This window comes from uncultured Dialister sp., assembly GCF_900541605.1.
Taxonomy (GTDB): Bacteria; Bacillota; Negativicutes; order Veillonellales; family Dialisteraceae; genus Dialister.
On sequence record NZ_UQKJ01000010.1, the window covers coordinates 20,106 to 32,925 of the forward strand.

The 12,820-nt window shown below is 55.8% G+C and carries 9 protein-coding genes; 8 read left to right on the forward strand and 1 reads right to left on the reverse strand.

The genetic code is table 11. The features are described from left to right. Window positions 1-7 precede the first annotated feature (7 nt). Together thiC and QZR21_RS01600 are read left to right on the forward strand one after the other, a co-directional pair. Complete coding sequence (gene thiC / locus QZR21_RS01595; protein WP_296973389.1) at window positions 8-1,315, forward strand: phosphomethylpyrimidine synthase ThiC; 1,308 nt, start codon at window positions 8-10, stop codon at window positions 1,313-1,315. 301 nt (window positions 1,316-1,616) lie between these two features. After that, complete coding sequence (locus QZR21_RS01600; RefSeq protein ID WP_296973392.1) at window positions 1,617-3,251, forward strand: ATP-dependent endonuclease; 1,635 nt, start codon at window positions 1,617-1,619, stop codon at window positions 3,249-3,251. A gap of 307 nt (window positions 3,252-3,558) precedes the next feature. On the opposite strand, the gene QZR21_RS01605 is transcribed toward QZR21_RS01600, so the two are convergent. Beyond that, window positions 3,559-3,990 (reverse strand): universal stress protein, encoded by a 432-nt coding sequence (locus QZR21_RS01605; protein ID WP_296973397.1) that lies wholly within the window; start codon window positions 3,988-3,990, stop codon window positions 3,559-3,561. 373 nt (window positions 3,991-4,363) lie between these two features. On the opposite strand from QZR21_RS01605, the gene QZR21_RS01610 reads away from it, so the two are divergent. The 6 genes from QZR21_RS01610 to QZR21_RS01635 are packed head-to-tail and all read left to right on the forward strand — an operon-like array spanning window position 4,364 to window position 12,540. Next, window positions 4,364-5,329, forward strand: a complete 966-nt coding sequence (locus tag QZR21_RS01610) for an aspartate carbamoyltransferase catalytic subunit (RefSeq protein ID WP_296973399.1) — start codon at window positions 4,364-4,366, stop codon at window positions 5,327-5,329. Beyond that, complete coding sequence (locus tag QZR21_RS01615) at window positions 5,313-6,605, forward strand: dihydroorotase family protein (RefSeq protein ID WP_296973402.1); 1,293 nt, start codon at window positions 5,313-5,315, stop codon at window positions 6,603-6,605. Before QZR21_RS01610 ends, QZR21_RS01615 begins: the two co-directional genes overlap by 17 nt. Further along, window positions 6,602-7,666, forward strand: a complete 1,065-nt coding sequence (gene carA, locus QZR21_RS01620) for a glutamine-hydrolyzing carbamoyl-phosphate synthase small subunit (protein WP_296973404.1) — start codon at window positions 6,602-6,604, stop codon at window positions 7,664-7,666. The genes QZR21_RS01615 and carA overlap by 4 nt, the downstream gene beginning before the upstream one ends. Further along, window positions 7,666-10,866 carry a carbamoyl-phosphate synthase large subunit gene (carB, locus tag QZR21_RS01625; protein WP_296973415.1) on the forward strand — a complete coding sequence of 1,067 codons (3,201 nt, stop codon included), beginning with the start codon at window positions 7,666-7,668 and terminating at the stop codon, window positions 10,864-10,866. The genes carA and carB overlap by 1 nt, the downstream gene beginning before the upstream one ends. 1 nt (window position 10,867) lies before the next feature. Then, entirely contained in the window at window positions 10,868-11,635 is a 768-nt protein-coding gene (locus QZR21_RS01630) for a dihydroorotate dehydrogenase electron transfer subunit (RefSeq protein WP_296973408.1), read from the forward strand. Beyond that, window positions 11,632-12,540, forward strand: coding sequence for a dihydroorotate dehydrogenase (locus QZR21_RS01635; protein ID WP_296973410.1), 909 nt, complete (start codon window positions 11,632-11,634; stop codon window positions 12,538-12,540). Before QZR21_RS01630 ends, QZR21_RS01635 begins: the two co-directional genes overlap by 4 nt. Window positions 12,541-12,820: the final 280 nt, after the last annotated feature.

The window sequence follows — 12,820 nt, forward strand, 5'->3', positions numbered from 1 at the left end:
AGGCACTATGACACAGCTGGAAGCAGCAAGAAATGGGATTATTACAGAGGAAATGAAGACAGCAGCCCGGGAAGAGGGAGTGACGGAAGAATTTATCCGCCAGGGCATTGCGGAAGGCACCATCGTGCTGCCCCACAATATTTACCACAAATCCATCCATCCCTACGCCATCGGTAAGGGACTCCGGACGAAGATGAACGTGAACCTGGGGATTTCCTCGGACGTCTGCAATTACGACACGGAACAGGCAAAGGCAGAGCTTTCCTGGAAAATGGGGGCCGAAGCCATTATGGACCTGTCCTGCTATGGGGAAACGGCGCCTTTCCGGGAATGGCTCGTGAAGAACAGCCCCTCCGCCATCGGTACGGTTCCCATGTACGACGTGAAAGGGGTCCTTCATAAAGGGCTGAAGGACATGACCGCCGATGACCTCTTCTCCGTTGTCGAAAAGCATGCGAAGGACGGCGTAGATTTCATGACCATCCATGCCGGCCTCAACCGGGAAACGGCAAAGCATATCATGAGAAATAAAAGAATCACGAACCTTGTCTCTCGGGGCGGCTCCATCCTCTTTGCCTGGATGTACATGCACGGCAAGGAAAATCCCTTCTACGAACAGTTCGACCGGCTCCTGGAACTGCTGAAGAAATACGATGTCACCCTGTCTCTGGGCGATGGATGCCGCAGCGGCAGCGGCCATGATTCCACCGATGCCATCCAGATTTCCGAACTCATTAACCTGGGAGAACTCGTCCTTCGGGCAAGGAAAGCCGGAGTCCAGGTCATGGTAGAGGGTCCGGGTCACATGCCGGTTTCCGATATCCGGATGAACGTGGAAATTGCCAAGAAACTGTGCCACGGTGCACCGCTTTACGTACTGGGACCCATTGTGACCGATATTGCACCGGGCTATGACCATATCACCGCCGCCATCGGCGGCACCCTGTCCGCTGCCTGTGGCGCCGACTTCCTCTGCTACGTGACACCTGCGGAACACCTCCGTCTCCCGGACCTGGATGATGTCCATGAAGGCATCGTGGCTTCCAAAATTGCCTGCCATGCGGCGGACCTGGCCAAGGGAGTGAAGGGCGCAGCCCTCTGGGATGAAAAGATGAGCTGGGCAAGACGGAAAGTGGACTTCAAAGAAATGATTCCCCTGGCCATCGATCCGGAAAAGGCCAGAAAATACAGGGAAAGCTCCATCCCCGAAGATGAAGCCACCTGCACCATGTGCGGTTCCATGTGTCCCATGAAGACACTGGACTCCATCCTGAACAACCGGAACCCCGAAGACGATCCCTTCGAGAAAGCGTGAGTGAAGAAGGGACAGCGGCTTTTGGCCGAGGCCCTGCCTGCGGCATGGCTGTGGCCTTTGGCCAGAGCAAAGGCTGCCGTCTGGACCCAAGAAAATATGTACGGACTCAAGCCTGCGGCCGTTTCCCTCAGATGCAGGCTTGAATCCGTATTTCTTTCCTTATGCCCAAGCGAAGTTTTAGCCTTGCTGCGCAGGACCCTGGCGAAGTCACTGTCTTGACGAAGTCCATAGCCTTGGCCGCTGGCGCAGCTCCCAAAATGGTATAATACATACAGATACATGCAGTGAAAGGGGGAGCGCCATGTTTATTTCAGATATGGTGGTGGAAAATTACCGGACCTTCCGCCATGTGGAACTTCATTTCGACAGCCGGGTGAATTATATTGTGGGGGACAACAACATCGGGAAAAGTAATTTTCTCACCCTCCTGAAATATGCCACCCATGGCTACGGGTTCAAGGAAAACGATTTCATGGATCCTGACCGGCCCATCCGGATCGAGATGACCCTGTCCTCCGCCGACGATGGCCTTACGGACAAAGCCCACCTGGAGCTGAAACAGTCCATCCGGGAAGTGGTGCCGAAACTGTACAATAAGGACGATGGCACCCTGCTTCCCCTGGAGTACGTGCGCTGCCTCTTTTATATTGACTTTGCCCTGGACGAAGTACCGAGAAACATGCTGTCCGAAAGGGACATGGTGAAGACCCTTTCCATTTTCGAAGGGTACCTGTCCACGGGGCCGGAGACGGTGAAGGAAGTGGAGACCCTGTTGGATAAGAGGGGATTCCATCTGAAACTGCCGGAAAATGATCCCCACAAGGCGGCGCTGCTCCTGATTAATGAAATCTTCCAGCCCTTTGCGGCAGGCACATCCTACGATTCCACCATTAAGCTCATGATTGCCGAAGGCATTGCGTTCCTCATCAAAATGCTGGACAAAAAGGAAAGCAGGGCCATTTCCTTCGACACCATGGTCATCACCGACAAAAAGGGACGCCGGTTCCTGCCGGTGACGGTGAGCATCGATGAACCGGAGCTCCACCTGCACCCCTACCTCCAGCGGGCCATGCTGGCCTTCTCCCGGTCCATCCTGAATAACGAAGAGCCCTTCTTCCTGAGGCTGGTGCAGAATCTTCTCGGCATCGACGGCCTCAATGGCCAGCTCTTCGTGGTCACCCATTCCACCGATGCCCTGGTGAATGACTATCGCCAGATCATCCGCATGTACTGGGACGACAAAAAGAAAGTCCAGGCCGCCTGCGGAGCCTCTTTCCATTTTAACAGTGAAATCGAAAAACACCTGATCATGCATTTCCCGGAAGTGAAGGAAGCCCTCTATTCCAAGTGCACCATCCTGGTGGAAGGGGAGACGGAGTACGGCTCCTTTGCCTACTTCGCCAGGACCCTGGGCGTCAATTTCGATTACCATGGCATCTGCCTCATCAATGCCCGGGGTGAAAGTTCCATTTCCAAGATTTCCCAGCTGGTGCGGCGCTTCCATATCCCCTCGGTGTGCCTCTACGACCGGGACGTGATGGCCGAGCGGTCCCAGTCGCCCCACGTATTCTATACGGACTACATCTGCTATGAAATGGACGTGGTGAAAGCCTGCATGGCTGCCCGGAGCCGGAAACTGCTGGACCAGGTCATCGGAGACGTGGAAGAGGCGGGGGATGCGGTGAATGCGTCCCTCATCAAGAAAGCCGGGGCCAAGCTGGGGCTTCCCAAGGGCTATTACCCGCCGACGAAGCTGAAAAATATTAACCCCCGGAATGAAAAGGCCCTGGAATTTTACTACTTCGCCTGGCTCTACGGAAATAAGGGAGTCATCATCGGCCGGGCCCTGGGAGAACGGCTGACGGAAAAAGAAATCCCGAAAGCCTTCGCCAGAGTCATCGAAGCGGCTGTCAAAGTATCGGACGGGGAGGAGTAGTAAGAGAGCACCATGCGCCCGCGTGGGGGAATATGTGGCTAAACGTCGTGTGTTCGTATGGGGGCTTCCCTAGAAGCTAGAAGCCCCCGCGGGTATGCATGCCACATGGCCACCCGTCACCCGGCCCGCAGGGCCTGGCCAGCTCAAGGCCTAAGGCTAAAGGCTCAAAGCCCCGGTCCCGGTGACTCCAACCGTACCCACGCCAGCGCCGCAGGTGGATTCCCTCAATCTCGACCTCAATCTCCATCTCATAAAAAGGGGCCCGGGAAAAATGAGTTCATTTTCCCGGGCCCCTTTTGTGACTACCCTATTTCACAATCATAATGGTGCATTTCGAATTACTTGCCAGATGGCTGGAGACGGAACCCATGAGCAGGCTCTTCAGAGCGCCCCGGCCGCGGCTGCCCATGACGATGAGGTCGAATTCTTTCTGAAGCGTCAGGGTTACCAGTTCATCCCCCGCATCGCCGGCGCGGAGAATGGTTTCATGGGGTACACCCTTCGGGAGGAGCGCTTCCGCTTCTTCCAGAAGCACGGTGCCGGGGTTCTTCTTCGGCGTGTCATCGGCGGAGGCCGAGGTGAGCCGTACTTTTTCCTTTGGCTCCTCAGCCGGAGTGACGGTGGCGATGAAGAGCTTTGCTCCCGGAATCAGGAGCGCCAGATCTGCCGCGGTGGCCAGAGCCTTTTTCGCGTAGGAAGAACCATCATAGGGAACGAGAATCTTTTTGAAACTTAACATGATGAATCAACCTGCCTTTCCCTGATAAAACCATGGAAGAAAACCGCTCTTTCTACCTGTATTGTAGACTTAAATTGAACAGAAGTCAAAAACAGGGCGCCGGGAAGGCCTTTGCTTCCGCGCCCCGGAAAGCCCACGGATACGGGGCTCTGGGGCTAGAGAATTATTCTATAATATCATTAAGAAAAATTTAAATCCTCTTTTTGTGATAAAATAAATATGAATCATACCCATGAAGAAGAAAGGGGGATTTCACAGAAAAAGGGATCGGCACTATTAGGGAATTTTAATTTACTGTCTATTGAAAAAGGGGACCATTCCCTTTATGATTATAGAGATAACTATTTTGATGGTATTTTTACAGGAGGCCGGCATGAGCGCGATTTCACTACAAGGTCGTTCGGTTCTTGGACTGAAAGATTTTACAGCCGAAGAAATTGAACGGATCCTTCAAGTAGCAGCACAAATGAAAAAGATTGTGCTTTCAGGTAACAAGAAGAAAGATTTCCTCAGAGGAAAATCCATTGTAACAGTGTTTTCCGAAGCATCTACCAGAACACGCAGTTCTTTCGAGCTTGCCGGTAAGTATTTGGGAGCCGATGTTATTAATATTACAAAGAGCGGCAGCTCGATGACGAAAGGTGAAAGCATGCGAGATACATTGCTTACCGTTTCCGCTATGGGAGTGGATGCAGTGATTATTCGTGATTCGTCAGAGGGGGCCGCTCTTTTTGCATCCAAAGTGATGAGTCCGAAGGTGAAGGTGCCGGTGGTCCTGAATGCCGGCGATGGCGCCCACGCCCATCCCAGCCAGGCCCTGCTGGAACTCTTTACCCTGAAGGAAGCAGGGAAGAATATCAAAGGCATGAAGTATGTCATCATCGGTGATATCCTCCATTCCCGGGTAGCGAGAAGCGACATTTACGGCTTCACGAAACTGGGAGCCGAAGTACACCTCGTGGGACCCCGCACCCTGGTTCCGAAGGAACTGGAATCCATGGGCTGCATCGTGGACGATGACCTGGAAACGGCACTGAAAGATGCCGATGCCATCAACATCCTCCGCATCCAGCTGGAACGGGCGGCTGCGGGCTTCATCCCCACCACCCGGGAATACGCGCGGCTCTTCGGCATCAATAAGAAGCGCCTCGCCCTCTGCAAACCGGACGTGGCAGTCATCCACCCCGGTCCCATGAACAGGGGCATTGAAATCGGATATGATGTGGCCTACGATGAATCTTCCTGGATCCAGGAAGAAGTGAGAAACGGCGTAGCCGTACGTATGGCACTGGAATATTTAACACTGACGGAGGGAAAAGACATTGATGCTCTTAATTAAAAACGGAACCATCGTAAACCCTGCCAAACACCAGCACGAGGTGGGAGATATTCTCGTTGAAAACGGAAAAATCCTGAAAATGGGGAAGAACCTGGCCCCCGCAGGGGATGCGGAAGTCTTTGATGCGAAAGGCCTCATCGTAACGCCGGGCCTCATCGATATGCACGTACATCTTCGGGAACCGGGACAGGAAGCAAAGGAAGACATCCACACCGGTACAGAGGCCGCTGCAGCCGGCGGTATCACCCACGTGGCCACCATGGCCAACACGAAGCCTGTCATCGATAACGCCGCTGTCATTAGGGACGTGCTGCGCCGGGCAGATGAAGTGGGAGTGGTGAAGGTCAGCGTCATCGGCTCCGTCTCCAAGAACCTGGAAGGAAAGCAGCTCTCCGAAATGGGAGACATGGCTGCCGAAGGGGCTGTGGCCTTCTCCGATGACGGCCACTACGTGGAAAGCGCAAACTTCATGCGCCGGGCCATGGAATACGCCGACATGCTGCACAAGATGGTCATCGACCATGCGGAAGATATGACCATGTGCGGCCAGGGCTTCATGAACGAAGGAAAGGTTTCCTATGCCATGGGCGTCACCGGACGTCCGGCGGCCGGCGAAAACATCGCCGTAGCCAGGGACCTGCTCCTTTCCGAACTTACGGGATGCCACATTCACATTGCCCACGTATCCAGCGGCAAGGCGGTGGACCTCATCCGGGAAGCGAAGAAGAAAGGGGTGAACTGCTCCACCGAAGTAACGGCGCAGCACCTCTATTTCACCGATGAATGGCTGAAAAACTACGAAACCGCCTTCAAGATGGCGCCTCCTATCCGGACGGAAGATGACCGGAAGGCCCTCATCGAAGGACTGAAAGACGGCACCATCGATGCCATCATGACAGACCATGCGCCCCACTGCAACGAAGAAAAGGATGTGCCCTTCAACTGCGCTCCCAACGGTATCGCAGGACTGGAAACATCCCTGGCCTCCACACTCACCGTCCTGTACCATGAAAATGGCTTCACCCTGGACCGGATCGTGGAACTCATGAGCGTGAACCCCGCAAAACTGCTGGGCATCACCGGCGGTGTCCTGGAAGAAGGGGCTCCGGCGGATATTACGGTCTTCGACCCGGACAAAGAATGGACAGTTCACGGCAAAGACCTCTATACAAAGTCTCTCTTCACCCCCTATGAAAACCTCACCCTTAAAGGCAAGGCTGTCCTCACAGTGGTGGATGGGGAAATCGTTATGAAAGAAGGAAAGGTGCTGAAATGAAAGGTCTCTTGGTTCTGGAAAACGGCGCCCGTTTTGAAGGAGATCTTCTCGGCTCTGTGGAAGGGCTGGGGGAACTGGTATTCAATACCGGCATGACGGGCTATCAGGAATGCTTTACGGACCCCTCCTATGAAGGGCAGATTCTGACCCTTACCTATCCCCTCATCGGCAACTACGGCGCCAACGACCTGTTCATGCAGAACAGGAAACCCGCCGCTGCGGGCTACGTGCTGGACCAGATTGCGGAACACCCGAGCAACTGGGAATGCAAAGAAAAGATTACGGATTTCATTGAACGCTACCATGTACCCTGCCTCTACAATGTGGACACCCGTGCGGTGACCCGCATGGTCCGCACCCAGGGCGTCATGAAGGCGGTCATCGTCAGCGCCGAACGGAGCGACGATTTCATTAAAGGAGAGCTGGCAAAGCCCCTCCACCGGGACCAGGTGGAACGGGTCACCACGGCTTACCCCTATACCTACGGAAACGGCAAGTACCAGGTATCCCTCCTGGACTGCGGCCTGAAGAAGAATATCCTCGTGAGCCTGGCAGCCAATGACTGCACGGTCCACGTATTCCCTGCCCATACCTCGGCGGAAGACATGATGGCCATCAATCCCGATGGCATTTTCCTCTCCCCCGGACCCGGGGATCCGAAGGACGTGCCCTATGTAGTGGACACGGTGAAGAAACTCATCGGACAGCGCCCGATTTTCGGTATCTGCCTGGGCATCCAGATGCTGGCCACCGCCCTTGGCGGCCACACATTCAAGCTGCCCTTCGGCCACCGCGGCGCCAACCATCCGGTGAAGGACCTTCGCACCGGCCGGGTATACATTACGAGCCAGAACCACGGCTACGCCATTTCTGACGACGGCCTGCCGGACTGCATCGAAGTGACCCACCGGAGCGTGAACGACGGCACCATCGAAGGCATCCGCCACAAGACACTCCCCATCCAGGCAGTGCAGTACCATCCGGAAGCTTCTCCGGGACCGAAGGATAATTTCTATCTGTTCGCAGAATTTACCAGGGCCATGGAGGAATTCAAAAAATGATCAATAAAGACGTGAAAAAAGTTCTTGTCATCGGCAGCGGCCCTATCGTCATCGGCCAGGCGGCGGAATTTGACTACGCCGGCACCCAGGCCTGCCGGTCCCTCCGGGAAGAGGGAGTGGAAGTGGTCCTGGTGAACAGCAACCCCTCCACCATCATGACGGACGTGGACATTGCAGACCGGGTCTACATCGAACCGATTACCCTGCCCTTTGTGACAGAAGTCATCAAGAAAGAACGGCCCGATGCCCTGCTGGCTACCCTTGGCGGCCAGGTGGGCCTCAATATGGCAGTCCAGCTCTCCGACGCCGGGGTCCTTGAAAAATACAATGTAAAACTGCTTGGCTCTTCCCTCCATGCCATCAAACATGCGGAGGACCGGGAACTGTTCAAGGAAGCCATGGAAGAAATCCACCAGCCCGTGCCGGAATCCGAAATTTTCGAAGAACTGGAACCGGCCGTGGCCTTTGCCGATAAAATCGGCTACCCCGTCATCATCCGTCCGGCCTACACCTTAGGCGGCACCGGCGGCGGCATCGCCCATGACCGCTATGAAATGGAAGAAATCGCTAACCGCGGCATTAAATTATCCCCCATTAACCAGATCCTCGTAGAACGGTCCATCGCCGGCTGGAAGGAAATCGAATTCGAAGTCATGCGGGACAGCGCCGACAACTGCATCATCGTCTGCGCCATGGAAAACATCGACCCTGTCGGCGTCCATACCGGTGACTCCATCGTCGTGGCGCCTACCCAGACCCTGACCGATGGCCAGTACCAGATGCTCCGCACCGCGTCCATCGACATTATCCGGTACCTCCAGATCGAAGGGGGCTGCAACGTGCAGTACGGCCTGGACACGAAGACGAACCAGTACTACGTCATCGAAGTGAACCCCCGCGTCAGCCGTTCCTCCGCCCTGGCATCGAAAGCCACAGGCTACCCCATTGCGAAGGTGGCAGCGAAAGTGGCCCTGGGCATGCACCTGGACGAAATCACAAACGCCATCACCGGCAATACGAAAGCCTGCTTCGAACCATCCATCGACTACGTGGTCTGCAAGTTCCCCCGCTGGCCCTTTGAGAAATTCACCCTGGCGGACCGGGAAATCGGCACCCAGATGAAAGCCACCGGCGAAGTCATGGCCCTGGACCGCACCCTGGAAGGGGCGCTCCTGAAGGCCCTCCGGTCCCTGGAAGTGGGAGAGGGGTACCTGCACCTGAAGAAACTGGACAACCAGTCCCTCTACGATATCCGGTGCCTCCTCCGCCGTATCGATAATGAACGGATCTTCGTAGTGGCTGAAGCCCTGCGCCGTGGCATCGAACCGGAAGAAATCAACCGCATCACAAGAATCGATCTGTTCTTCATCTACAAGATCCAGAACATCATCAAGATGGAGCGCCGCCTCCTGAAGGAAGGGCTCACCGAAGAAACCCTGAAGGCTGCGAAGCGGATCCAGATGCCAGATGCAGCCATCGCCCATTTCGCCGAAGTCACGGTGAAGGAAGTGGAGAACTTCAAGAAGAAGCTCGATTTCCATCCGGACTTCAAGATGGTCGATACCTGCGCCGCAGAATTCGAAGCCCATACGCCTTACTACTATTCCACCTACGGCGCGGAAGATGAAGTCAAGCCCCAGGGCAAGGGTTCCGTCGTAGTCTTCGGCTCCGGTCCTATCCGCATCGGCCAGGGTATTGAATTCGACTACTGCTCCGTCCATGCTTCCTGGGCCCTCCGGAAGGCGGGGAAGAAATCCATCGTCATCAACAACAACCCGGAAACCGTATCCACCGACTTCGACACCTCCGATTCCCTGTACTTCGAACCGCTCACGGAAGAAGACGTGATGGAAGTTATCAATAAAGAAAAACCGGAAGGGGTTATCTGCCAGTTCGGCGGCCAGACCGCCATCAACCTGGCTACCCCCATGGCAAAGCGGGGCATCCGCATCATCGGCTCCTCCAACGAATCCATTGACATGGCGGAAGACCGGGAACGGTTTGATACCCTCTGCGGCCAGCTGGGCATCCCCCGTCCGAAGGGCTGCCTCGTGGAAAGCGTGGAAGAAGCCATGCAGAAGACCGAAGAGCTCTCCTATCCTTTGATCGTCCGTCCGAGCTACGTATTAGGCGGCCGGGCCATGCAGATTGTCTATGACCAGTCCGAACTCCGGCAGTACCTGAAAGAAGCGGTGGTAGCTTCCCATGAACACCCGGTGCTCATCGACCAGTACATGGTAGGCCGGGAAGTGGAAATCGATGCCATCTCCGATGGCGTGGATGTCTGCATTCCGGGCATCATGGAACAGATTGAACGGTCCGGCGTCCATTCCGGCGACTCCATTGCCGTGTACCCGCCGCAGCACCTGTCCAAAGAAGCCATTGAAACTCTGACGAAGTACACGAAGGACATCGCCTGCGCCATGAACGTAAAGGGCCTCGTGAATATCCAGTTCATCGTGGTAAACGACAAGGTCTACGTCATCGAAGTAAACCCCCGCGCCAGCCGTACAGTGCCCTTCATGAGCAAGATCACCGGCATCAACATGGTGGAATACGCCACCCGGGTAGCCCTGGGTGAATCCCTGAAATCCCTGGGCCTGCCCCTGGGCCTCTGCCCGGACAAGGGATACGTGGCCATCAAGGCACCGGTATTCTCCTTCTCCAAACTGGGCCTTGTGGAAATCAAACTGGGACCGGAAATGAAATCCACCGGCGAAGTCATGGGCATCGGCCACACCTACCAGGAAGCCCTCTATAAGGCCGTAGTGGCAGCAAACCTCATGGTTCCGGCCGGCGGCAACGTACTCATCACCGTCAGCGACCGGGATAAACCGGAAACCGCAGAACTGGCGAAGGGCTTCGTGAAACTGGGGTACCACCTCATCTGCACCTCCGGCACCGGCGCCTATTTCCAGAGCCTCGGCATCCCCGTGGAAATCATCAAGAAGATCCATGAAAAAGGGGAAAACTGCGAGAAGTACCTGAAGTCCGGCAAAGTAGACATGGTACTGAATACCATTTCCTACGGCAGCCAGATCGAGCAGGAAGGCTACGACCTCCGCCGTATCGCGGTGGAACTGGCCATCCCCTGCATTACCTCCCTGGATACGGCAAAAGAAGTGCTCCGCGTCATGGCATCCACCGGCGGCGCCGAACACCATGTAGAAGCCATCCAGGACTATGTGAAGGAGAAATGACATGTCAGGTTTTGTAGAAAAAGGAATCATCCGTGTCCACGACCACGTGGGCCCGGATATCTGGCTCATGCAGATCGAGCTTCCCAGAATCGCCAAAGAGGCGAAACCGGGGCAGTTCGTCCATGTGAAAGTGAATGACCCCCGGTACATTCTCCGCCGTCCCATTTCCATCGCCGGCACGAACCCCGGCAAGGGACGGGTGGAAATCATTTACCGCATCGTAGGGAAAGGCACCGACGCCATGTCCCACCTGAAAGTGGGGGACACCATTGACTGCCTGGGACCCCTGGGCACCTCCTTCTCCATGGATAAAGACCACATCGTAGGCATTGGCGGCGGCGTAGGCATTGCGCCGATCCTCTTCATGTCCCGGGTGGCGAAGCCGAAGCAGATGACCGTAGTCATTGGCGGACGGAATAAGGAAGAGGTCTTCTGGAAAGACCTGTTCCCGAAAACCGTGCGGCAGATGATTGTCACCACCGACGACGGCTCCTACGGCATCAAAGGATTCTCCGTGTCCGTCCTGCCGGAACTCTTCGGCAGGGGAGACGTGGATGAAGCCTGTGTCTGCGGACCGGGCATCATGATGAAAACTGCTGCCCAGATGGCCAAAGACGCCGGGGTATACTGCGAAGTATCCATGGAACGGCGCATGGGCTGCGGCATCGGCACCTGCCTGGGCTGCGTATGCGACCGGAAAGACGGCAAGGGCCACTATAAAGTCTGCGCCGACGGACCCGTATTCAATGCAGAGGAGGTTGTATTATGAGTAGTCTCTCTGTCAATTTCCTCGGTATGCACATGGCGAGCCCCGTCATCGGCGCCTCCGGCACCGTAGGCTTTGGACTGGAACTGGCGGATTACATCGATTACCACAAAATCGGCGCCATCTCCGGCAAGGGCCTGGCCCCCACGCCCTGGAAGGGAAATGAAGGGGTCCGCATTGCGGAAACCACATCGGGCATGCTGAACTGCATCGGCCTTGAAAACCCTGGAGCTCCCTACTTCATCGAGCACTACCTGCCGGAAGTGAAAAAGCTTCCCACTGTGTTCATTGCGAACATGGTAGGCAAGAGCGTGGAAGAATACGCTGAATGTGCAAAGATGCTGACGGTCCCCGGCATTTCCGCCCTGGAAGTCAACATTTCCTGCCCCAACGTAAAAGAAGGGGGCGCCGCCTTCGGCACCGACTACCACCAGGCCGCCGCTGTCACGAAAGCGGTGAAAGAAGCCACCACCCTTCCGGTGATCGTGAAACTGTCGCCGAACGTGACGGACGTGGTCTCCATCGCCGAAGCCGTTGAACAGGCCGGCGCCGACGCCGTGTCCCTCATCAATACCCTGATGGGCATTGCCATCGACCTCCGCACCCGCCGCCCCATCCTGGGCAACATCACCGGCGGCCTTTCGGGCCCCGCCATTAAGCCCGTGGCCCTCCGCATGGTATGGCAGGTGGCGAAAGCCCTCTCCATCCCCGTCAGCGGCCTTGGTGGCATCATGACCGGCACCGACGCCATCGAATTCATGATTGCCGGCGCCTCCACCGTCCAGGTAGGCACCGCGAACCTCGCCGACCCCACCGCCATGGAACGGATCGTACGGGAAATGGATGAATGGTGCGACAAGAACGGAGTCAAGGACATCAACGAAATTGTGGGAACATTGAAGGTTTGAGAACCTCGAAAAAACGCTGCGTTTTGCAGCGTTTTTTTATTGCCGGAATCGAGAAAATAGCGGATAGACCGCGTCCGAACGGACGGCTGTCATGTGGTTGAGTGTCGTGCGAACAGGCGGGGGCTTCCAGCTGTTAGCTTCTAGCAACTAGGAAGGCTTGATGGCTTACAGCGCTGGTGAGATCGAGGTCGAGACCGAGATCGAGTGTATTCGCAACTACGTTGTCATTCCAGCTGACACTACCCATACCCCGGTCGGCCGGGCTATCGTGCGTGCCCGC

Bases quoted from the DNA above. Each gene is read 5' to 3' on its own strand.
- carA (WP_296973404.1), top strand. From the start codon at position 6,602: ATGAAAGGTCTCTTGGTTCTGGAAAACGGCGCCCGTTTTGAAGGAGAT.
- QZR21_RS01605 (WP_296973397.1), bottom strand. From the start codon at position 3,990: ATGTTAAGTTTCAAAAAGATTCTCGTTCCCTATGATGGTTCTTCCTAC.
- QZR21_RS01600 (WP_296973392.1), top strand. From the start codon at position 1,617: ATGTTTATTTCAGATATGGTGGTGGAAAATTACCGGACCTTCCGCCAT.
- QZR21_RS01630 (WP_296973408.1), top strand. From the start codon at position 10,868: ATGTCAGGTTTTGTAGAAAAAGGAATCATCCGTGTCCACGACCACGTG.
- QZR21_RS01610 (WP_296973399.1), top strand. From the start codon at position 4,364: ATGAGCGCGATTTCACTACAAGGTCGTTCGGTTCTTGGACTGAAAGAT.
- thiC (WP_296973389.1), top strand. From the start codon at position 8: ATGACACAGCTGGAAGCAGCAAGAAATGGGATTATTACAGAGGAAATG.
- QZR21_RS01635 (WP_296973410.1), top strand. From the start codon at position 11,632: ATGAGTAGTCTCTCTGTCAATTTCCTCGGTATGCACATGGCGAGCCCC.